Origin of the sequence: Streptomyces longisporus (genome assembly GCF_039532765.1) — a bacterium.
Taxonomy (GTDB): Bacteria; Actinomycetota; Actinomycetes; order Streptomycetales; family Streptomycetaceae; genus Streptomyces; species Streptomyces longisporus.
This window is the reverse complement of the sequence record NZ_BAAASG010000003.1, coordinates 99,616-121,058: the sequence shown is the minus strand read 5'-3', so window position 1 is coordinate 121,058 and position 21,443 is coordinate 99,616. Positions and strand designations below refer to the sequence as shown.

Below are 21,443 nucleotides of genomic sequence, written 5' to 3'. Positions count from 1 at the left end.
ACAGCCCCGCATGCGGAAGATACTCGTCGTAGGAGCCGGCCAGTCCGGTCTCCAGATCGCCCTCGGACTCCAGTCGCACGGGTACGAGGTCACCCTGATGTCGAACCGGACGGCGGACGAGATCCGCTCCGGCCGGGTCATGTCGACGCAGTGCATGTTCCACACGGCACTGCAGCACGAGCGCGATCTCCAGCTGAACTTCTGGGAGTCCCAGGCCCCGAAGATCGAAGGACTCGGCGTCTCGGTCGCGGCCCCCGGCTCGCACGACCCGGGTCCGACGCAGCGGGTGATCGACTGGGTGGGCCGGCTCGACGGGTATGCGCAGTCGGTGGACCAGCGGGTGAAGATGGCCGGCTGGATGGAGACCTTCGCACAGCGCGGGGGTCAGCTGGTCATCCACGGCGCGGCCGTCTCCGACCTCGACTACTTCTCCCGTACGTACGACCTGGTCCTGGTCTCGGCGGGCAAGGGCGAGCTGGTGTCCATGTTCGGCCGGGACGCCTCCCGTTCGCCGTACGCGGAGCCGCAGCGCGCCCTCGCCGTCTCCTATGTCCACGGCCTCGGCCCCCGCCCCGAGCACCCCGACCACGAAGCGGTCCGCTGCAACCTGGTCCCGGGCGTGGGCGAGCTGTTCGTCATGCCGACGCTCACCACTTCCGGCCGCGCCGACATCCTCTTCTGGGAGGGCATACCCGGCGGCCCGCTCGACGTCTTCAACGGCGTCAAGGACCCGGCGGAGCACCTCTCCCTGACCCTGGAACTCATGGAGAAGTTCACGCCCTGGGAGTTCGAGCGGGCCAGGAAGGTCGAACTGACCGACGCGGGCGGCGTGCTGTTCGGCCGCTACGCCCCCACCGTCCGCAACCCGATCGGCCGGCTGCCCGGCGGCGGACTGGTCCTCGGCGTCGCGGACGTCGTCGTCGCCAACGACCCGATCACCGGCCAGGGCTCCAACTCCGCCTCCAAGTGCGCGGCTTCCTACCTCGCGTCGATCCTGGAGAACGGCGAGAAGGAGTTCGACGAGACCTGGATGCAGGCCACCTTCGACCGCTACTGGGACACCGCCCGGCACGTCACCAAGTGGACGAACGCGATGCTCGCCCCGCCGCCGGAGCACATCCTCAACCTGATCGGCGCGGCCGGCCAGCTCCAGCCGGTCGCCGACCGCTTCGCCAACGGGTTCAACGACCCCTCCGACTACGAGAACTTCTTCTACGAGCCGGAGAAGACGGCCGCCTACCTCGCGGAAGTGACCGGCCAGGCGTCCTAGCGGCGCCGGTCCGGACGCACGGCACCCAGGATCGGGAAGGACGCGAGGGGCGAGACCCTGACCGTCTCGCCCGTCCGCGGCGCCTGGATCATCATGCCCCCGCCCAGGTACATCGCCACATGCGTGGCCTCCGGGAAGTAGATCACCAGGTCGCCCGGGCGCAGCTTCTTCAGCGGGATCCGCGGCAGCTGCGCCCACTGCTCCTGGCTGGTGCGGGGGATCGGCCTGCCGGCCCTGGCCCAGGCCTGGGAGGTCAGGCCCGAGCAGTCGTACGACTTCGGGCCCTCGGCGCCCCACCGGTACGGCTTCCCGAGCTGCCGCACGGCGTAGCCGAGGGCCCGGGCGCCCTTGCGTGACGGACGGCGTTCGCCGCTCAGCACACCGGAGGCCATCAGCTGCCGCTGCGCCGCGGCGGTGCCCTTCTTCTCCAGCTCGCCGAGCGCGGCCAGCTGTTGCGGGGTGAGGGAGGCGAGGAGTTCCTCGACGTCCTTCAGACGGGCCTGTACGTCGTCGCGGTCCTTCTTCTGCCGTTCGGCGAGGGCCAGTTGATCGTCGAGGGCCTTCCGTGCCGCGCGGTCCAGCTCGCCGGCCTGCTTCTCACTCGCGGTCAGCCGCCCGACCGCCTCGACCCGCTCCCGCGCCAACTGGCCGATCACATGCCCCTCGTCGAGCGCCTGCTGGGGGTTGCGGGCGAGCAGCAGACGTACGTACGCGGAGATCTCGGTGCTGCCCTGGTACTGCTGGGTGGCCAGACGTCCCGCGGCGATCCGGCTGTCGTGCAGGGAGCGGCGGGCGCGGGCGAGTTCACGGTCGAGGCGGGCCACTTCCGCGCGCTGCTTCGTCAGCCTTTCCGCGGTGGCGTTGTACGTCTCGGTGGCCTTCTCGGCCTCCCGGTACAGCCGCTGCAGATCCGTCAGCTGCTGGGCGACGGTACGCCCGCCCGGCTCCGCCCCGGGCACGGCCGCGGCGGGCGGCGGTACGAGGAGAGCGCCGGCGGCCATCGCCACCGAGCAGACCAGGCGCAGTAGCTTTCCTGACACATCATCACCTCCGGTGCGGGGCAGCCCCTCTGCTCCGCACTGTCAGGTGTTGACGTCTCCACGGCCGAAAACGCGCCGCGTGTGCGCTGACCGGCGCAAGCTCGTCACCCGTCCGTGTCGTCCGGCTTGCGGCCCGGCGTGGCGTCTGGATCGGCGTCCGGCTTGGACCACGGCCACTTCAGCTTCCCGCTGTCCTTCCACCCCTCGGGGTCGTACTCGTACTTCCACCCCTGCGGCAGTCCGAGCCGCTTGCTGTGGCCGCGCGGCACGCGCCGGTAGACGAGCACGGTGGGCGGGCCGCCGGCCGCGTCCGGCACGGGGATGCGGTACGTCTTGGGCGGGTGCCCGGTGGGGCCCACCAGGACGGGCAGCACCCGGCCGTCCATCGGCCCGCCCACGAACGGTGTCTCTTCGCTCTTCACGGCACCAGTCTCAGACATCCTCGGCCAGCGCCCGCACCAGCGCGGCGGTCTGCGGGTCGCGGGCCGCGGTCACCGAGAGGACGGCCACGAACTGCTCGACCAGCCAGTCCCGCAGCTCGTCGAGCGGCGGATGCTTGTCCTCGTCGAGCCAGATCAGGGAGGCCGCCTCGACCGCCGTGATCCACATCCGCACGGTCATCCGCAGCAGCAGTCCGGGGTCCGGAACCTCCAGATGGCTCAGGATGTGCTCGGCGGCGGCCCGCCGCACCCCGTCCACGATGGCGGTCGTCCGTGACGTCTCCACCACGCTGCCGCCCTGCAGCAGCGCACTGAACCCGGCGTCGTGCTGGTCGACGAACGCGAGATACCGGTCCAGAGCCCGGGCCAGCCGGGGCAGCAGCGGCCCGACCCGCGCCTCGTCGAAGCAGTGCTGCAGCTCGTCCGCGGCGGACCGCAGGGCAGCCTCGTAGAGCTGCTGCTTCCCGCCGGGGAAGTACCGGTACACCAGGGGACGGGAGACCCCGGCTGCCTCCGCCACGTCGTCGAGGGAGACGTCCTCGGGGGCGCGGTGCGCGAAGAGGTTCAGCGCGGCTTCCAGCAGCTGGCTTCGCCGCTCCTCGACGCTGAGGCGACGATAGGCGGGCGCGGAGGGGGTCATGCCTCGCAGGGTAGTCGGCCGGGGCCCATGCGGCGGAGCCGCATATGTTCCGGCCCCGCGCCCCTTCAGGGGCGCGGGGAACTGCGCGACCAGCCCCCGCTCACCCGCAGACTGCATCAAGCCAGCAGCCCCGAGCTCTTCCACAGCCGTCGCCCGACACCCCGCAGCACACCAATGTCGTCCAAGAAGTCGGTCAACCTCTTCGCACCGGTCTGCATGACTTCCCTCCGGTGCCCGCTGCCGCGAACCTGCGCCAAAGCCTCCCGCTTGTCCAACCCCACATTCGTGTACACCTCGGGATTCACAAAAGCGACGGAGAACACCCGCGCGAACTCACCGGACGTCACCCTGGTGAACTCCTGCGACCACCGCGGAGCGGTGACCATCTGCCGCCGCAGCTCCTCCCGCGCGTACCGCACATGCCGGGCCTCCTCCACGACATGGATCCGCGTGACCCCCCTGATCAGCGGCTGCACCCGCTCGTCCGGGAACGTCAGCCGCTGCATCCAGTCGAGGACCTCCTCCCCGAGGAGGGTGGCCGTGAAGGAGCCGGGCGTGGTCGAGATCGTCTTGAACAGCCGCCCCAGGTTCTGGTGCACCCGGGCCACCGGATACCACGGCGCGTCCCCGCGCGAGATCAGCCGCGCGAACATCTTCGAGTGCCGGCACTCGTCCTCGATCTCGGTCAGCGCGTACCGCACATGTGCGCTCGTGGCCGCCTTGTCGTAGATGTGCCGTACCAGCAGCTGCATGAGGATCAGCTCGAACCAGATGCCGAGGGAGGCCAGTGCGGCCGCCTCGTGCTGCGACAGCAGGATCCGCTGCTCCTCGCCCATCCGCTTCCACAGGGGCGTGTCGTACAGCGACACCAGCTCCGGGGGCCAGAACCACTTGCCCTCCTCGAAGGGCGCGTCCCAGTCCAGTTCCCTGTCGGGGTCGAAGGAGTGCTTGGCGGAGGAGGCGAGGAGCCGTTCGGCCACCTGTTCGCGGTCCTTGAGCAGCCCGAGTGCGTCGCGCAGACCGTCCAGCGCGTCGGCTTCCGTCAGGGTCGTCATCGTTCTCCCACCTCTGTTACCCGGGGTCACATCCTCCACCGCTTATGAGACTGCTTGTCAGCAAGCTCGTCAATCCCCTCTGCGCGACTTGTTGACCCGGCGTCTACCACGTGTGAGCCTGCGAAGCATGCCGACTTACGACCTGTACGCCATGGACTCGGGTGACCCCCACTGGCAGGTGCCGGCGACCGGCGCGGCGAGATTCAGCTGGGAGTACGACGACGGCCGCGACCGCCTTCTCGCCCTGTACCAGAAGGGCAAGGACAAGCAGTGGGACGGCCACAAGCGCATCGACTGGGATCTCGAAGTCGATCCGTACGACCCCCTCGGCACCCCCGACGAGGCCATGTCGCTGTACGGCACCAAGCACTGGGCCAAGATGAGCGACAAGGACAAGGGCGAGCTGCGCAAGCACTACGCCTCCTGGCAGTTCAGCCAGTTCCTGCACGGCGAGCAGGGCGCGATGATCTGCGCGGCCCGGATCGTGGAGTCGGTCCCCGACCTGGACGCCAAGTTCTACTCGGCGACCCAGACCATGGACGAGGCACGGCACGCGGAGATCTACGGCCGCTTCCTGCACGAGAAGATCGGGATGCTCTACCCGATCAACGACAACCTGCAGTCGCTGCTCGGCGACACCCTCCGCGACAGCCGCTGGGACATGCCCTACCTCGGTATGCAGGTCCTCATCGAGGGCCTGGCCCTGGCCGCCTTCGGCATGATCCGCGACACCACCGACAAGCCCCTGCCGAAGCAGATCCTCGCCTACGTCATGCAGGACGAGGCCCGGCACGTGGCCTTCGGGCGGATGGCGCTGCGCGACTACTACAAGCAGCTCACCGACGCCGAACTGCGCGAACGCGAGGAGTTCGTCATCGAGGGCTGCCACCTGATGCGGGACCGGCTGCGCGGGGTCGAGGTCCTGGAGAACTTCGGCATCCCGACCGCCGAGGCGGAGGAGTACAGCGAACAGTCCGAATTCCTCGCCCTGTTCCGGCAGTTGCTGTTCTCCCGCATCGTCCCCTGCGTCAAGGACATCGGCCTGTGGGGCAAGCGGCTGCAGCAGGCGTACGTCGACATGGGCGTCTTCGAGATGGGCGACTCGAACCTGGACCTGTTGATGGCCCAGGACGAGGAGATCGCGGAACAGCTGGACGCGGAGCGGTTCGCGGCGGAGGAGCAGGAACGGGTGGCCGAGGTGACGGACGTGATCGAGGCGGGCGCGGCCTCGGGTGAGAACTAGACCGAGCACCCCAGGTCGTCCGGCACCTCCAGCGGCACCGGCTCGGCCCCCTGCGCCGGGAACGACGTCCGCAGCGTGAAGGCGTACGGCGTAGGTCCGTTCGCGCGCAGGTGCAGCAGCCGCTGCTCGGCCTCCGCGACGGTCGGACGGTGGCCCGCCGGCACCCACCACAGGGCCACCATCGCCTCCTGCACCCGCTCGAAGAACTCCCGGCGGCGGGCCAGCATCTCGCGGTGGCGGCCCTGGTACATGTACGCGGTCAGGGCGTTCCTGTCGCGCCACACCGACATGTTGATGATCAGCCACTCGTCGCCGAAGACGGGCACGTCCGTGGCGTTGCCCGAGTCGCTCTCGAGCCGCCAGACGAAACCGTCCGCCGCGTCGGCGTCGGCGTTCACGGGGTCGAGGTTGTCGACGAAGTCCGTCAACTGCGGTGAATCCAGAGGGGCTTTGAGGCGTCCGATGTTGACCTGGGCGAGTTGGTACGCGGCATCGGGTGTCGTCATGGACCGAACGATAGGTCGGGAGGACCGGGTGATCCCAGACCCCGTCTCAGCATGTGAGCGCCCCGGACACGGGCGTCACCGCCTACGTCGTTCCTGCCGGCCAAGCTGGGCCAGGAGCACCGTCAACTGCTGTGGTCGGGTGAGGTGTTCAGTACCGCCTGCATCACGTCCCGGGCGATCGGTGCGGCCACCCCGCCTCCCGTGATGTCGTCCCGGTCAGCCGACGCGTCCTCCACCACCACCGCCACCGCGACCCTCGGCAGCACCTCGCGTTCACTCTGCGCCCAGGACACGAACCAGGCGTACGGCATGCCGGAGTTGCCGATGCCGTGCTGGGCGGTGCCGGTCTTGCCGCCGACGATCGCGCCGGGGATCGCGGCGTTCGTGCCGGTGCCCTCCGTCACCACGTCCTCCATGAGCTGCTTCATGACGTCGGCGGTCTCCGGACGCATCGCCTGGCGCACCGGGCGTGAGCCGGCCGTGGTCATCGTGGCGCCGTTGCCCGTGGTGGTCCGCTCCACCAGATACGGCGAGCGCACCTGCCCGCCGTTCGCGACGGCCGCCGCGACCATCGCCATCTGCAGCGGTGTGGCCCGCGTGTTGTACTGCCCGATCGACGACAGCGCGAGCTGCGCCCGGTCGACGTGGGTGTCGAAGGTGCTCGGCGCCACCGAGAAGGGGATCCGCAGCCGGGGGTCGTTGAAGCCGAAGGCCTTCGCCGCGGCCCCCATGCGCTTCACGCCCACATCCACGCCGAGCTTCGCGAACACCGTGTTGCAGGACCACGCGAAGGCCTCCCGCAGCGGGGCGTCCTCGCAGCCGTCGCCCTCGTTCATCAGCATGGTCGTGGTACCCGGCAGCCGGTACGGATCCGGCGACTCGGTCGGCCGGTCGATGTCCAGGACGACACCGGCGTCCAGCGCGGCCGCCGCGGTGACCACCTTGAACGTCGAACCCGGTGGATACGTCTGCCGCACCGCCCGGTTGAGCATGGGCTTGTCCGGATCCTCGTTCAGCCGGACCCAGGACCGCTCCGTCGCGGCGGCGTTCCCCGACAGCACGGCCGGGTCGTACGACGGACTCGACACCAGCGCCAGCACCCGCCCCGTCGCCGGCTCGATCGCCGCCACCGCGCCCCGGCGCCCGTCGAGCCCCTGGTACGCCGCCCGCTGCGCCGCCGGGTTGAGTGTCGTCACGACGTTGCCACCCCGGCCCAGGGCCCGCGTGAGGTCACCCACCAGGGGGAACGGCGAGAGCATCGGGTCGGTGCCGGACAGCACGGAGTCCCCGGTGTGCTCCAGCAGCGTGGTGCCGTACACCTGCGAGGCGAAGCCGGTGACAGGGGCGTACAACGGGCCGTCCGTGTACGTCCGTTCGTAGCGGAGCTGCTCGCCGGAGTCCCGGGAGCCGGTGACGCTCCGCCCGCCGACCAGGATGTTGCCGCGCGGCCGCTCGTAACGGGCGATGGTGGCACGGCGGTTGGCGGGATTGGCGTCGAAGGACTCGGCGCTGAAGACCTGGATGCGCACGGCGTTGACGAGGAGCGCGACGAGCAGGAGGGCACAGAAGAAGGCGGCGTGCCGGATGTGCCCCGCCATCAGGGCGCCACCTCCCCGTTGTACTGCCGCCGCGCCGAATGGCTCACCCGGATCAGCAGCGCCACGATCGCCCAGTTGGTGACCAGCGACGAGCCGCCCTGCGCGAGGAACGGCATCGCCATGCCGGTCAGCGGGATCAGCCCGGTCACCCCGCCCGCGATCACGAACACCTGCAGCGCCACGATCGAGGCGAGCCCCACCGCCAGCAGCCGGCCGAAGGGGTCGCGCAGGGCCAGGCCGGCCCGGTAACCGCGCTCCACGAGGAGGCCGTAGAGGAGGAAGAGCGCGGACAGGCCCGCGAGGCCCAGTTCCTCCCCGGCGGTCGCGAGGATGAAGTCGGATTTCGTGGCGAAGCCGATGAGGATCGCATGGCCGAGGCCCAGGCCGGTGCCGAGGACGCCGCCCGCCGCGAAGGCGAACAGGGACTGCGCGATCTGGTTGGGGCCCTGCCCCGCCTCGATCGTCGCGAAGGGGTGGAGCCAGTCCTGGACCCGGCTGTTCACATGCGGTTCCAGCCAGCCGACGGCCACCGCGCCCGCGGCGGCCAGCAGCAGCCCCACGGCGATCCAGCCGATGCGCCCGGTGGCCACGTACAACAGGACCACGAACAGCCCGAAGAACAGCAGCGAGGTGCCGAGATCGCGCTCCAGCACCAGCACACCCACACTCGCCAGCCAGATGGCGAGAATCGGACCGAGCACCCGGCCCGTGGGCAGCTGGACCCTCCTGAACCGCCAGACCTGACGCCCGGTGTACGCGAGCGCACTGCGGTTGGCCGCCAGATACGCGGCGAAGAACACCGCGAGCAGCACCTTCGCGAACTCGCCCGGCTGGATGGAGAATCCGGCGATCCGCACCCAGATCCGGGCGCCGTTCACGGCCGGGAAGAGGATCGGCAGCGCCAGCAGGAAGAGCGCGGCGACGACGAAGACGTACGCGTACCGCTGGAGCACCCGGTAGTCCCGGACCATCAGCACGAGCAGGATGAACAGGGTCACGCCCAGCGTGGACCACACGAGTTGGGTGGGGGCGGCCTGGTCGTGGGGAGTCTCCAGGTCGAGCCGGTGGATGAGCACCAGACCGATGCCGTTGAGCAGCACCCCGATGGGCAGCAGCAGCGGGTCGGCGTACGGCGCCCGCATCCGCACCGCCCAGTGGGCGAGCAGCGCGAGCACGCCGAGCCCGGCGCCGTAACCGGCGGCGCCGGGCGGGACGGTGCCGTTCCTGGCGAGGCCCACGGCGCAGTAGCCGTACACACACAGCAGTACGGCGACGACGATGAGGGCGAGTTCGATGCCACGCCGCCGGGGCAGGCGGGGCACGGGGGCCGGGGTGGCCGGAGTGTCCGCCTGTGCCACGGTGGGTCCGGCGTTGGTCATGTCCGGAACCTACCCAAATAGTCGGTCTTGTGATCTCAGCGTCTCAGCACCAGCGCGGTTGTTCGTGGCCGGTGACCTCGATGAAGCGGGCCGCGCCCCACGCCCAGGTGCCGTCCGGGAGCAGGTACCAGATGTTGTCGCCGTCGACGCTCTGGCCCGGGGTCTTGCAGAAGATCGACACCCGCTCACCCCGGTGGGCCACCCGGATCACCTGGCTGCCGCGGTTCGGCGCACTGCGCAGAAACAGGGTCTCCGCGGTGACGACACCCCGCGCGAGCCGGTCGTGGTCGTGGTCGTGCTCGCCCCCCTGGCCGAAGCCGGGGTCCCCGTCACCGCCGCCCCACTCGTCGTCCGCAAGGGCGGGCGAGACGGCCACGGAACTGACGAGAGCACAGGCGGCGCCGGCGGTGGCCAGGCGTATGAGGGTGGAGCGCAGGGACATGGGGGATACCTCCATGAACGGGGGCGAAGCTGACTATTCGCCACATACCCGCCACATTAGGAGGAGGGGGCGAGGGCCGCCCGTCGTGCTGGTCCATAGGAGCGGGGCCGATGGGAGCGCCCCTCAAAGGGCGCGGGCTGTATCGATTTGCGGCTCCGCCGCGTGGGCGCGATCAACCCCCACGGTCTCGCGCCCGACGAACAACCTGAAGTCCCGAGCCCTCAGTCCCCCAGACCCAGGGTCAAAATCGCAACCGCCCCACCGTCCACCGCATTGGCAAACTCAAGCCGAGCCCCCAACACTTCGGCCTGCCCGACCGCAATGGTCAACCCCAGCCCGTGCCCCTTGGCACCGCCTTCCGTGCGGAACCGCTGCGGCCCATGCTCAAGCAGATAGCCCGGGTACCCGTCCCCGTGATCCCGCACGGTCACGACCGCCCCGTCCACTGTCAGAGACACCGGCGCCCGCCCGTGCTTGTGCGCATTGGCGACCAGATTCCCCAGCACCCGTTCCAGCCGCCGCCGGTCCGTCTCCACGCGGGCGTCCCGCAGGACGACGACCTCCGTGTCGGTCCCGGACGCCCGCACCACCCGCGCCGCCAGCGCGCCCAGTTCCTCCGCGTCCAGCTCCAGCTGCTCCCGCCCGGTGTCCAGCCGGGAGATCTCCAGCAGGTCCTCGGTGAGCGTGCGCAGCGCGGCCACCCGGTCCCGCACCAGCTCTGTCGGCCGGCTCGGCGGCAGCAGTTCGGCCGCCGCGTGCAGCCCGGTCAGCGGGGTGCGCAGCTCGTGCGCCACATCCGCCGTGAACCGCTGCTCGCTCAGCAGCTTGCTCTGCAGCGAGGCCGCCATCGTGTCCAGCGCGGCGGCCACGGCGGCCACCTCGTCCTGGGGGTGCGTCGGATCCTTCGTACGGGGGTCGCCGACGCGGGCGTCCAGATCGCCGGCGCTGATCCGCCGGGCCACCTGCGCCGTGGCGTGCAGGCGCCGTGTCACCCGGGTCACAGCGAACGCGCCCACCAGCAGCGTCACCGTGATCGCCAGGCCCGAGGACCACAGGATCGACTGGTCCAGCGCGGCGATCGTATGGGACTGCTGCGAGTAGTCGACCTCGACGGCAAGCGCCCTGTTCCGGTCCGCGGGGCCCGCCGCCCACATCGTGGGATGCCCGTGGTGCTCGGAGACCATCGTGCCGCGGTCCCCGTCCGCCGCCAGCTCCCGCAGCGCGCTCGGCAGCCCCGGGGGATCGACACCGGCGCCCGGCAACAGCGAGTCCCCGGCCTCGTACGCCCTTGTCGCGTCCGTCAGGCGCGACAGCGCGAGGTTGCGGGCCTGGCCGACGGTCTGGTTCGTCACCGACACATGCACGAGCACGCCGAGCAGCGCGGCGAGCGCGCAGCACATCACCGTGATGAAGACGGCGGCCTTCAGGGCGAGCGTGCCGGTCCACCGGGGGAGCGCGAGCCTCGTCATGGGGTCGCCGAGGGGGAGGTGGAGGGCGATGCGGAGGGGTGCGACACGCGCTCGCGCTTGCCGATGTGCAGCATCTCGTCGTGGGTGAGCAGCATCACGCGCTGGTTGGGGTCCCAGGTCCACTGGAAGCGGTACTCGTAGTCGGCGAGATCGGACGGCGCGTGGATGATCACGGAACGCCCGGCCAGCTCGACACCGCTCACCGCGTCGTTGTTCGACATGACCTGGACCACCCGGCCCGCCTCGACGGTGTAGACCCGCACGGCCGTCTGGTTGCCGGGCAGCAGCCGGAAGCCCAGCGTCAGATCGGCGCGCCCGTCACCGGTGACGTCCCGGTAGTACGCCTTGAGCAGCGGACACTTCGGGTTCGCCGGCTCCTTGCCGCAGTAGGCCATACGGCGGGCCGTCTCGCGGTACGGTGCCTTGGAGCCGGAGTAGTCGGCCGGGTGCTGGGACATCTCGGCCTTGACCACGGCCACCGGGTCCACCTGGCGGATGTCGTCGTCCGGAGCCGTGATGCCCTTCATGACCTCGGCCTCACCGTTGTCGTAGTCCCAGGCGGGACTCGCCGCCGGGCTCAGGCTCGGCCACAGCTTGTCCGGGCTGGTGGCGGTCGGGGTCGACCCGGCGCCCTGCAGCCCGCCCGCGTCACCGCAGCCCGCCGCCAGCAGGGCGAGGAGGGCTGTGGCGAGGGCTGTGCATGCGGCGCGAGTGCGGAGCACGGTACTCCTGTGGCTGAGAACTATCGGTGACCCGGTACACCCTATTCGTCCGGCGAAACGATTACCTCGCTACTCGGCTACCCGGCGATACGGCTGCTCGGCGACCTGATCGCCCGGCGACTCGGGCCACCCGGCCATTCGGCATCGCCCTGTTACTCGGCGAGCTCCTCCAGCAGCCGCGCCGTGGGCAGCCCTGCCCGCAGATAGTCCACGAACAGTTCGTTGTGCAGCGCCCAGGGGGAGCGGCGGGACCGTATCAGCCGTATCGCCTCCTCGGTCACATGCCCCCGGTGGACCAGGGCGTGCGCGACGACCAGCCCCGAGCGGTTGTACCCGTGATAACAGCGGACGAGGACCTTGCGGCCCTCGTCCAGTGCCTCGCCCGCGGCCTGTGCCAGGCGCATCACGCCCGCGAGCTGGGTGCCGTCCAGCGGCCCGACCGTATCGCCCAGACATGGTGCTCCACACCGGGATCGGGCCCGTGCCCCGGCAGTCTCAGCAGGGTCTGTACGAGATCGAACTCGCCCCGCACGACAGCGAACTCCAGTTGCCCGGTGCGACCCCTGAACTCGTGCCCGCCCATCCACAGTCCGGGCACTATCTCGCTCCACGGACTGTCCGGAGCCGGTACGTCGGGCTGCTTCCTGCGGGTACGCAATCACGCCTCCCCAAGCGCCGCTTCCGTGGAGCCCAACTCCATGTCAAAGGTAGCCGGGTTCTTGCCCGGGGAGCACCCCGCCTGTTCCCATGGTCAAGGGGTGATGGTGCATGACCGGACTGCGTGTCGTACCGTCCTGGCGGCACGGCCAGGAGCGGCTCTACGTATGCCTCACGGACGGGCGCAACGTCGCCTGGTACGACAGGGAGGCCGCCAGGGTCAACCTGCTCAGCGAGGACGAGAGGGAGGGCGTGCTGCAGGCTCTGGGCCCCTTCCTCACCGGCCCGGTGACCGTCGGCCCGCCGCCGGTCCCGACCCCGGCCGAGCTGGCCCGGCTCTCCCTCCACCCGGACGACGACCTGGCGCCCAACCGCCCCGGCGAGGCCCTGCTGGTCGCCCTGGACCGGGAACCCGGGCCGCCGCACCGGCTGCGTCCGGATCCCCGCCGCCGGGCGCTGGCGGCGGAACAGGCGGTCGGCGAGGCCCTGGACCGCCTGGACGGCGCGGGCTGGCACGCCCTGCACTCGATCCCGCTGCCCGGCGGCGACCGCATCCACCACCTGGCGATCGGCCCGGGGGGCCTGTTCGCCGTCCATACGGTGTACGCCCGTAAGCAGAAGGTGACGGTCGCCGACCCGATGGTCACCGTGGGCCGACGCGAGCCCCACCCGCTGCTGCGCCGCGTCCGCGCGGACGCCGACCGGGCGTCGTACGCCCTGACGGCGGAGGTCCACCCGGTCCTGGCCCTGGCGGAGCCCGCGGACCTCGCGATCCCGGCGCCGCTCCGCGAGGTCCGCGTCCTGAAGGACACGGAGATCGAGGGCCTGGCCCGCCTCGGCGGCGTCCTCAAGCCGGCGGACGTGGAGGCGCTGCACGCGATGGCCCGGGACCGGGGGACGTGGACGCGGGTGTGAGGGCTGCCGGGCGGGGCTCGATCTTTCACCCGTCCGGCGTTTGAGGACGAGGCCGTTCAGGCCGAAGGGGGGTCTGGGGGCGCAGCCCCCAGGGACGGCCGCCCCCGGGACCCGGGCAGCGGATTCACGGCAGTGGCGCGGCACCGGCAGGATCGAGCAGCGGGGCGAGCAGATCGCCGTAGTCCTGGAGGCGGGGCGCGAGGTCCGGGGCCTGGAAGCTCAGCTGCGCGGCCGACCCGCACTCCTCGACCTCGGTCCAGGTGACGGGCGCGGAGACGGTGGGCTCGGGCCGGGCGCGCAGGGTGTAGGGCGTGGCGGTGGTCTTCCGGGCGGCGTTCTGGCTCCAGTCGACGAAGACCTTCCCGGGCCTCAGGCTCCGGGTCATCCGGTGCAGGGCGAGCCGTGGCATGGCCCGCTCGGCCTCGACGGCGAGCTGCTTGGCGTACTCGCTCACCTGCTCGGACGGGGTGGGCCGTACCGCTGCGAGCAGGTGCAGCCCCTTGGACCCGGAGGTCTTGGCGAAGGCGTCGATGCCGTCGGCCGCGAGCCGTTCCCGCAGCCAGAGGGCGACCTCGCAGCAGTCGACGACGGTCGCGGGCGCCCCCGGATCGAGATCGAAGACGATCCGGTCGGCGATGCCGGCGTCCTGGACGACCCACTGCGGCGTATGGAACTCGGTGACGAGATTCGCGGCCCACATCAGGCTCGCCAGGTCCTGTACGAGCACCATCCGCGCCGGCCCCTCCATCCGCGGCACCTCGGCGGTGGTGACCCAGTCGGGCGTACCTGGGGGCACGTTCTTGGCGAAGAACACCTGCCCGCCCGGCCCGTCGGGATACCGCAGGAAGGAGACGGGCCGGTCGCGGAGGTGGGGGAGCAGATGGTCGGCGGTGGTGGCGTAGTAGTGCAGCACCTCGCCCTTGGTGAACCCGGTCGCGGGATACAGCACCTTCTCGAGGTTGCTGAGCGCGAGCCGTCGCCCCTCCACCTCTGTGATCGGCGTCATACGATGAGAATCTCACGCAAACTGCGACGAAACTGAGTGAACGCTGCAAATCGATCAAAACCGACCGAAAGGGTGCTGCACGTGCGATCCATCTGGAACGGCGCCATCTCGTTCGGCCTGGTCAGCATCCCGATCAAGCTGGTGAACGCCACCGAGAGCCACTCGATCTCCTTCCGCCAGATCCATGTGGAGGACGGCGGCCGCATCCGCTACCGCAAGGTCTGCGAACTGGAGGACAAGGAGGTGAGCGGGGCGGAGATCGGCAAGGGCTACGAGGACGCGGACGGCACGATCATCCCGATCACGGACGAGGACCTGGCCCATCTGCCGCTCCCCACGGCGAAGACGATCGAGATCGTGGCCTTCGTTCCGGCGGACAGCATCGACCCCCTCCAGATGGACGCGGCGTACTACCTCGCGGCGGGCGGCGCCCCGGCGGCAAAGCCGTACACGCTGCTCCGTGAGGCCCTCAAACGCAGCAACAAGGTGGCGATCGCCAAGTTCGCCCTGCGCGGCCGGGAACGGCTGGGCATGCTGCGGGTGGTGGAGGACGCCATCGCCATGCACGGCCTCCTGTGGCCGGACGAGGTCCGCGCCCCCGAGGGCGTCGCCCCCGACGCGAAGGTCAGCATCAACGACAAGGAACTCGATCTGGCGGACGCCCTGATGGACACCCTGGGCGGGATCGAGCTCGACGAACTCCACGACGAGTACCGCGAGGCGCTGGAGGAGGTCGTAGCGGCAAAGGCCGCGGGCGAGGCCCCACCGGAGGCCCCGGAGCCGGCGGCGGGCGGCAAGGTCCTGGACCTCATGGCAGCACTGGAGAAGAGCGTGAAGGCCGCCAAGGAGTCGCGCGGCGAGGAGGAACCGGCGGAGGTCAGACGCCTTCCGCCCCGCAAGTCGGCCCGAACGGCCCCGAAACAGGCAGGCGGAAAGAAGTCGACGTCCACGGCCAAGAAGACCACCGCGAAGAAGACGACGGCGTCTTCCTCGGCAAAGAAGACGACGGCGAAGTCGACGCAGGGCACGAAGAAGACGGCAGCGAAAAAGACCCCGGCAAAGAAGACGACCCCCCGCAAACGCACGGCCTGACACCGCTCGACTTCCAACAACAAAGAGCGGGACCCAGCAAGCCTGGATCCCGCTCTCTCATGTCGGCACCGCCCTGGTCAGCGCTAGATTTCTGCTGTCCCTAGGCGAGTGCCCCCGGCAGGATTCGAACCTGCGCACACGGCTCCGGAGGCCGTTGCTCTATCCCCTGAGCTACGGGGGCGTGGCCGCTGCGCTGTGCGCGGCGACGGGTAGAACACTACCAGTTCATCCGGGGTGTTCATGAACGGGTTTCCGGCGTCGCCCGTTGCCGCAGGGGATGGCGGCGGGCCGTCCCCCGCAAGGGCCGGAAGTGGGGAAAACCCGGACGCGGTGGCCGGTCCGGACCTACTCTCGAGTTGTGCCAGGCGCGTCGGGCCGGGTGCTTGTTGTGGACGACAACAAGGTCATCCGGCAGCTGATCAGGGTCAATCTCGAGCTGGAGGGTTTCGAGGTGGTGACCGCGGCTGACGGTGCCGAGTGTCTGGATGTCGTTCATCAGGTGCGGCCCGATGTGGTGACTCTCGACGTCGTGATGCCCCGGCTGGACGGTCTGCGGACCGCCTCCCGGCTGCGCTCCGATCCGCTGACCCGTGACCTTCCCCTCGTCATCGTCAGTGCCTGCACCTCGTACGAGGTCGAGACCGGGCTGGACATGGGGGTCGACGCCTTTCTCGCCAAGCCCTTCGAGCCTGCCGAACTCGTGCGCCTCGTGCAGCAGTTGATGGAGCGGAGGAGGAGTGCGAGGGGCAGGGGAAACGGCGGTGAGTCCGGGCTCGGGAGTGTTCTCGGGTTCGGGGAGACCGAGCGGGCCGGGCGGGCCGGCGGCTGACCCGGGCGGAGGTCCTCCCGTTCCACACGGAGGTCCTCCCGTCCCCCGGGCGGACGTCCTCCCGTCCACCCGCCCCGTCCACATCCCGGACCTCTCCCAAACCGGCTCGCCTACCCACCCCCCTCCTCCCATACGCTTGTGCCGTGACCCCCGTCGAGCTCTCCCGCACCGTGCTGCGCGCGGTGCGTCGTGCTGTGGACGAGGGGGAGCTGAGCGTGGCCGTGCCGCAACGGGCCGTTGTCGTGCCGCCCGGGCCGGGTGGCTGCGGCGACTACGCCACCAACATCGCCCTGCAGCTCGCCGGGGCCGCCGGGCAGCCGCCCCGGCGTGTCGCCGAGATCCTGCAGCAGCACCTCGCCCGCACGGACGGCGTCGCCGACGTCGTCGTCACCGGGCCGGGGTTCATCAACATCAGCCTGCAGGGGGCGAACGCCGCGGCCCTGACGCGCGAGATCCTCCGGGACGGCACCGCGTACGGTCACAGTGACGCCCTCACCGGAGAAGTCGTCGAACTGCGCATCCCGTACGACGTAAGGGCCGAGGTCGTCGCCGACGCCCTCGTGCGCATCGTCGGTTCCCAGGGCGGCCGCGTCGAGGTCGACCATCGCGAACCGGTGAACCTCCGGCCCGTCCCGGCCCCCGACGACCCCGCCCTGCTGGGCCCCGACGCCGCCCGCTGGGCGCTGCTGCACCCCGCCGCCCACGACCGGCCCCGTATCACCGCCGATCATCTGGTCCAGCGCGAGAGCAACCCTCTCTTCCGTGTCCGTTACGCCCACGCCCGCACCCGGGCCCTCAGCCGTAACGCCGCCGACCTGGGCTTCACCCCCGAGCCCGGAGATGTACAAGAGGACATGGCCGCCCTGCTCGCCGTCCTCGCCGACCATCCCCGCGTTCTCGCACGTGCGGCTGCACAGCGCACGCCCGACAGTCTCGCCCGGCACCTCGTCACCGTCGCCGACGCCGTTCTCGCCGTCCTTCCCGTGGTGCTGCCGCGCGGCGACGAGAAACCCTCGGCCGCCCACCGTGCCCGGCTCGCGCTCGCCGAAGCCGCCGGGGCGGTGCTGGCCGGCGGCCTGTCCCTGCTCGGCATCGACGCACCCCAACACCTCTAGAGAGCCAGCAAAGAAGATGAGCCGTTCCGCACACCCCGCCGGGCCCCGGCACGCCGACGTCCTCCCCGAGGGCCACTACTCCGCCCCGCCCACCGACCTCAACGTCCTCGACCCCAAGGTCTGGTCCCAGACGGTCACCCGCGACGAGGACGGCGTGACCACCGTCGGCGGTATCGACGTGAAGACCATCGCCGAGCAGTACGGCACCCCCGCCTACGTCCTCGACGAGGCCGACTTCCGGGCCCGGGCGCGGGCCTGGCGCAGCGCCTTCGGAGCCGACGCCGACGTCTTCTACGCCGGAAAGGCGTTCCTGTCACGTGCCGTCGTGCGCTGGCTGCACGAGGAAGGGCTCAATCTGGATGTGTGCTCCGGAGGTGAGCTGGCCACCGCTCTCTCCGCCGGCATGCCCCCCGAGCGCATCGCCTTCCACGGCAACAACAAGTCCGTCGACGAGATCACCAGGGCCGTCGAGGCCGGTGTCGGGCGGATCGTCCTCGACTCCTTCCAGGAGATCGTCCGCGTCGCCCACATCGCGCAGGAACTGGGCAAGCGGCAGCGCGTGCAGATTCGTATCACCGTGGGTGTGGAAGCACACACCCACGAGTTCATCGCCACCGCCCACGAGGACCAGAAGTTCGGGATCCCGCTGGCCGGCGGGCAGGCCGCCGAGGCCGTGCGGCGGGCGCTGCAGCTCGACGGCCTGGAGCTCATCGGGATCCACAGCCACATCGGGTCGCAGATCTTCGACATGTCCGGGTTCGAGGTCGCCGCCCACCGGGTCGTCGGGCTGCTCAAGGACATCCGCGACGAGCACGGCGTCGAGCTGCCCGAGATCGACCTCGGCGGCGGGCTCGGGATCGCGTACACCAGCGACGACGATCCCCGCGAGCCGCACGAGATCGCCAAGGCGCTCACCGAGATCGTCACGCGTGAGTGCGAGTCCGCCAGGCTGCGTACCCCCCGCATCTCCGTCGAGCCGGGACGGGCCATCGTCGGTCCGACGGCCTTCACGCTCTACGAGGTCGGCACCATCAAGCCCCTCGACAACCTCCGTACCTACGTCTCCGTCGACGGCGGTATGTCGGACAACATCCGCACCGCGCTCTACGACGCCGAGTACAGCGTCGCGCTGGTTTCGCGCACCTCCGACGCGGAACCCATGCTCGCCCGTGTCGTCGGCAAGCACTGCGAGAGCGGGGACATCGTGGTGAAGGACGCGTTCCTGCCCTCGGACCTGGCACCGGGTGACCTCGTCGCCGTGCCCGCCACGGGTGCGTACTGCCGTTCCATGGCCAGCAACTACAACCACGTGCTCCGCCCGCCCGTCGTCGCCGTGAACGACGGCGAGGCGCGCGTCATCGTCCGCCGCGAGACGGAGGAGGACCTCCTGCGTCTCGACGTCGGATGAGCCGGACAACCGGAAAAACCCCCGGCGGGTGGAAGATCTCCTGTCTTCCACCCCCGTACAAATGAAATAGATGTCTCACGATCCGGACATTGGATAGAAACTCCCGTCCGGTGAGTGAGACTGGTCCAACCGTAGACGGTATGAGGAAACGAGGTCGGATGATGCGTACGCGTCCGCTGAAGGTGGCGCTGCTGGGCTGTGGGGTTGTCGGCTCAGAGGTGGCGCGCATCATGACGACGCACGCCGACGACCTCGCCGCCAGGATCGGTGCGCCCGTCGAACTGGCGGGCGTGGCCGTGCGCCGGCCCGACCGGGTCCGTGAGGGCATCGACCCGGGCCTCGTCACCACCGACGCCACCGCGCTCGTCAAACGCGGCGACATCGACGTCGTGGTCGAGGTCATCGGCGGCATCGAGCCGGCCCGCTCCCTCATCACCACCGCCTTCGAACACGGCGCGTCCGTCGTCTCCGCCAACAAGGCGCTGCTCGCCCAGGACGGCGCCGCTCTGCACGCCGCCGCCGAGGAGCACGACAAGGACCTCTACTACGAGGCCGCCGTCGCCGGCGCCATCCCGCTGATCCGCCCGCTGCGCGAGTCCCTCGCCGGCGACAAGGTCAACCGGGTGCTGGGCATCGTGAACGGCACGACCAACTTCATCCTCGACAAGATGGACAGCACCGGGGCGGGGTACCAGGAGGCGCTCGACGAGGCCACGGCGCTCGGGTACGCCGAGGCCGACCCCACCGCCGACGTCGAGGGCTTCGACGCCGCCGCCAAGGCCGCCATCCTCGCCGGTATCGCCTTCCACTCGCGGGTGCGTCTGGACGACGTCTACCGCGAGGGCATGACCGAGGTCACCGCGGCCGACTTCGCCTCGGCGAAGAACATGGGCTGCACCATCAAGCTGCTCGCCATCTGTGAGCGGGCGCAGGACGGCGAGTCGGTCACCGCGCGCGTGCACCCCGCCATGATTCCGCTGAGCCACCCCCTCGCCTCCGTGCGCGGCGCGTACAACGCCGTGTTCGTCGAGTCCGACGCGAGCGGGCAGCTCATGTTCTACGGGCCCGGTGCCGGCGGCTCGCCCACCGCGTCCGCCGTGCTCGGCGACCTCGTCGCCGTCTGCCGCAACCGGCTCAGCGGGGCAACGGGGCCCGGCGAGTCGGCGTATGCCGCGCTGCCCGTGTCGGGCATGGGTGACGTCGTCACCCGCTACCACATCAGCCTCGACGTTGCGGACAAACCGGGTGTTCTTGCCCAGGTGGCGACCGTCTTCGCGGAGCACGGTGTGTCCATCGATACGGTTCGGCAGCAAGGTCGACCAGAAGGGGACGGCGAGGCCTCTCTCGTCGTCGTCACCCACCGCGCGTCCGACGCCTCCCTCTCCGGGACCGTCGAGGCGCTGCGCAAGCTCGACACCGTGCGGGGTGTCGCCAGCATCATGCGGGTTGAAGGAGAGTAACCAGCAATGACCCACCAGTGGCGCGGAATCATCGAGGAGTACCGGGACAGACTGCCGGTATCCGACACCACGCCGGTCGTGACGCTCCGCGAGGGCGGCACGCCCCTCGTGCCCGCGCAGGTGCTCTCCGAGCGCACGGGCTGCGAGGTCCACCTGAAGGTGGAGGGCGCGAACCCCACCGGGTCCTTCAAGGACCGCGGCATGACCATGGCCATCACCCGGGCCAAGGAGGAGGGCGCGAAGGCTGTGATCTGCGCCTCCACCGGCAACACGTCCGCCTCCGCCGCCGCGTACGCCGTCCGGGCCGGGATGGTTTCGGCCGTTCTCGTCCCGCAGGGCAAGATCGCCCTCGGCAAGATGGGGCAGGCGCTGGTGCACGGCGCCAAGATCCTCCAGGTCGACGGCAACTTCGACGACTGCCTCACCCTGGCCCGTTCGCTGAGCGACAACTACCCCGTGGCGCTGGTGAATTCGGTCAACCCCGTCCGCATCGAGGGCCAGAAGACGGCCTCCTTCGAGATCGTCGACATGCTCGGCGACGCCCCGGACATCCATGTCCTCCCGGTCGGCAACGCGGGCAACATCACCGCCTACTGGAAGGGCTACAAGGAGTACGCCGCCGACGGCGTCGCCACGCACACCCCCCGCATGTGGGGCTTCCAGGCCTCCGGCTCGGCCCCGATCGTGCGCGGCGAGATCGTCAAGGACCCCTCGACCATCGCCACCGCCATCCGCATCGGCAACCCCGCCTCCTGGCAGTACGCCCTGGCCGCGCGGGACGAGTCCGGCGGCTTCATCGACGAGGTGACGGACCGTGAGATCCTGCGCGCCTACCGGCTGTTGGCCGCGCAGGAGGGCGTCTTCGTGGAGCCGGCGTCCGCCGCGTCCGTCGCCGGACTGCTGAAGGCGGCCGAGCAGGGCAAGGTCGACCCGGGCCAGACGATCGTGTGCACCGTCACCGGAAACGGCCTGAAGGACCCCGACTGGGCAGTCGCCGGCGCCCCGCAGCCGGTCACCGTCCCGGTCGACGCGGTGACGGCGGCCGAGCGCCTCGGCCTGGCCTGACGTCCTGCCCGACGGGGAGATCCCTCCGAGGGGTGCACAGGGGGCTTACGGCACGCATCGTGCGCCTCCTGTGCGCCCTATGTCGCCACAGA

At 70.4% G+C, this 21,443-nt stretch carries 20 protein-coding genes, 1 tRNA gene and 1 pseudogene; 9 read left to right on the top strand and 13 right to left on the bottom strand.

Translation table 11 applies throughout. The features are described 5' to 3' along the window. The first annotated feature begins 10 nt into the window (after positions 1–10). Complete coding sequence (locus ABD355_RS06665; RefSeq protein ID WP_344399149.1) at positions 11–1,270, top strand: styrene monooxygenase/indole monooxygenase family protein; 1,260 nt, start codon at positions 11–13, stop codon at positions 1,268–1,270. Here the strand turns inward: ABD355_RS06665 and ABD355_RS06660 are convergent. From ABD355_RS06660 to ABD355_RS06645, 4 genes are all read right to left on the bottom strand, one after another. Further along, a complete protein-coding gene (locus ABD355_RS06660) occupies positions 1,267–2,310 on the bottom strand; it encodes a C40 family peptidase (RefSeq protein WP_344399148.1) in 1,044 nt (347 codons plus the stop codon). The two genes, ABD355_RS06665 and ABD355_RS06660, sit on opposite strands and share 4 nt — an antisense overlap. A 104-nt stretch (positions 2,311–2,414) precedes the next feature. Further along, positions 2,415–2,732, bottom strand: coding sequence for a hypothetical protein (locus tag ABD355_RS06655; protein ID WP_344399147.1), 318 nt, complete (start codon positions 2,730–2,732; stop codon positions 2,415–2,417). A gap of 10 nt (positions 2,733–2,742) precedes the next feature. Further along, complete coding sequence (locus tag ABD355_RS06650) at positions 2,743–3,390, bottom strand: TetR/AcrR family transcriptional regulator (protein ID WP_344399146.1); 648 nt, start codon at positions 3,388–3,390, stop codon at positions 2,743–2,745. Positions 3,391–3,506: 116 nt separating this feature from the next. After that, positions 3,507–4,445 (bottom strand): AurF N-oxygenase family protein, encoded by a 939-nt coding sequence (locus tag ABD355_RS06645; protein WP_344399145.1) that lies wholly within the window; start codon positions 4,443–4,445, stop codon positions 3,507–3,509. A gap of 127 nt (positions 4,446–4,572) precedes the next feature. Here ABD355_RS06645 and ABD355_RS06640 point away from each other — a divergent pair, with 127 nt between their 5' ends. Beyond that, a complete protein-coding gene (locus ABD355_RS06640; RefSeq protein WP_344399144.1) occupies positions 4,573–5,688 on the top strand; it encodes a ferritin-like domain-containing protein in 1,116 nt (371 codons plus the stop codon). Here ABD355_RS06640 and ABD355_RS06635 read toward each other — a convergent pair. From ABD355_RS06635 to ABD355_RS06605, 7 genes and pseudogenes are all read right to left on the bottom strand, one after another. After that, entirely contained in the window at positions 5,685–6,194 is a 510-nt protein-coding gene (locus ABD355_RS06635) for a DUF3291 domain-containing protein (protein ID WP_344399143.1), read from the bottom strand. The two genes, ABD355_RS06640 and ABD355_RS06635, sit on opposite strands and share 4 nt — an antisense overlap. Positions 6,195–6,316: 122 nt before the next feature. Then, positions 6,317–7,792 carry a penicillin-binding transpeptidase domain-containing protein gene (locus tag ABD355_RS06630; RefSeq protein ID WP_344399141.1) on the bottom strand — a complete coding sequence of 492 codons (1,476 nt, stop codon included), beginning with the start codon at positions 7,790–7,792 and terminating at the stop codon, positions 6,317–6,319. Beyond that, positions 7,792–9,171, bottom strand: coding sequence for an FtsW/RodA/SpoVE family cell cycle protein (locus ABD355_RS06625; protein WP_344399140.1), 1,380 nt, complete (start codon positions 9,169–9,171; stop codon positions 7,792–7,794). Before ABD355_RS06625 ends, ABD355_RS06630 begins: the two co-directional genes overlap by 1 nt. A 43-nt stretch (positions 9,172–9,214) precedes the next feature. Continuing rightward, complete coding sequence (locus ABD355_RS06620; RefSeq protein ID WP_344399139.1) at positions 9,215–9,613, bottom strand: SH3 domain-containing protein; 399 nt, start codon at positions 9,611–9,613, stop codon at positions 9,215–9,217. A 221-nt stretch (positions 9,614–9,834) separates the two neighbouring features. Then, the gene (locus tag ABD355_RS06615; protein ID WP_344399138.1) at positions 9,835–11,082 is read right to left on the bottom strand and encodes an ATP-binding protein; all 1,248 of its coding nucleotides are present in this window, start codon (positions 11,080–11,082) and stop codon (positions 9,835–9,837) included. Next, the gene (locus tag ABD355_RS06610) at positions 11,079–11,804 is read right to left on the bottom strand and encodes a hypothetical protein (protein WP_344399137.1); all 726 of its coding nucleotides are present in this window, start codon (positions 11,802–11,804) and stop codon (positions 11,079–11,081) included. Before ABD355_RS06610 ends, ABD355_RS06615 begins: the two co-directional genes overlap by 4 nt. A 152-nt stretch (positions 11,805–11,956) precedes the next feature. Continuing rightward, positions 11,957–12,462: pseudogene (locus ABD355_RS06605) on the bottom strand (protein-tyrosine phosphatase family protein). A gap of 110 nt (positions 12,463–12,572) precedes the next feature. Here ABD355_RS06605 and ABD355_RS06600 point away from each other — a divergent pair. Then, the gene (locus ABD355_RS06600) at positions 12,573–13,376 is read left to right on the top strand and encodes a nuclease-related domain-containing protein (protein ID WP_344399136.1); all 804 of its coding nucleotides are present in this window, start codon (positions 12,573–12,575) and stop codon (positions 13,374–13,376) included. Between the two features lie 124 nt (positions 13,377–13,500). On the opposite strand, the gene ligD is transcribed toward ABD355_RS06600, so the two are convergent. After that, positions 13,501–14,382: a non-homologous end-joining DNA ligase gene (ligD, locus tag ABD355_RS06595; protein WP_344399135.1), complete on the bottom strand. Its 882-nt coding sequence runs from the start codon at positions 14,380–14,382 to the stop codon at positions 13,501–13,503. An 81-nt stretch (positions 14,383–14,463) separates the two neighbouring features. On the opposite strand from ligD, the gene ku reads away from it, so the two are divergent. Further along, positions 14,464–15,474, top strand: a complete 1,011-nt coding sequence (ku, locus tag ABD355_RS06590; protein WP_486388672.1) for a non-homologous end joining protein Ku — start codon at positions 14,464–14,466, stop codon at positions 15,472–15,474. A gap of 109 nt (positions 15,475–15,583) precedes the next feature. Here ku and ABD355_RS06585 read toward each other — a convergent pair. After that, a tRNA-Arg gene (locus ABD355_RS06585) sits at positions 15,584–15,655 on the bottom strand. A 96-nt stretch (positions 15,656–15,751) separates the two neighbouring features. On the opposite strand from ABD355_RS06585, the gene ABD355_RS06580 reads away from it, so the two are divergent. The 5 genes from ABD355_RS06580 (at position 15,752) to thrC (ending at position 21,351) form a co-directional block, all read left to right on the top strand. Beyond that, the gene (locus tag ABD355_RS06580; protein WP_344399133.1) at positions 15,752–16,303 is read left to right on the top strand and encodes a response regulator; all 552 of its coding nucleotides are present in this window, start codon (positions 15,752–15,754) and stop codon (positions 16,301–16,303) included. Positions 16,304–16,446: 143 nt separating this feature from the next. Further along, the gene (gene nrtL, locus ABD355_RS06575) at positions 16,447–17,418 is read left to right on the top strand and encodes an ArgS-related anticodon-binding protein NrtL (RefSeq protein ID WP_344399132.1); all 972 of its coding nucleotides are present in this window, start codon (positions 16,447–16,449) and stop codon (positions 17,416–17,418) included. A gap of 16 nt (positions 17,419–17,434) precedes the next feature. Further along, a complete protein-coding gene (gene lysA / locus ABD355_RS06570) occupies positions 17,435–18,826 on the top strand; it encodes a diaminopimelate decarboxylase (RefSeq protein WP_344399131.1) in 1,392 nt (463 codons plus the stop codon). 161 nt (positions 18,827–18,987) lie between these two features. Beyond that, a complete protein-coding gene (locus tag ABD355_RS06565; RefSeq protein WP_344399169.1) occupies positions 18,988–20,286 on the top strand; it encodes a homoserine dehydrogenase in 1,299 nt (432 codons plus the stop codon). Between the two features lie 6 nt (positions 20,287–20,292). Continuing rightward, positions 20,293–21,351, top strand: a complete 1,059-nt coding sequence (gene thrC, locus ABD355_RS06560) for a threonine synthase (RefSeq protein ID WP_344399130.1) — start codon at positions 20,293–20,295, stop codon at positions 21,349–21,351. Positions 21,352–21,443: the final 92 nt, after the last annotated feature.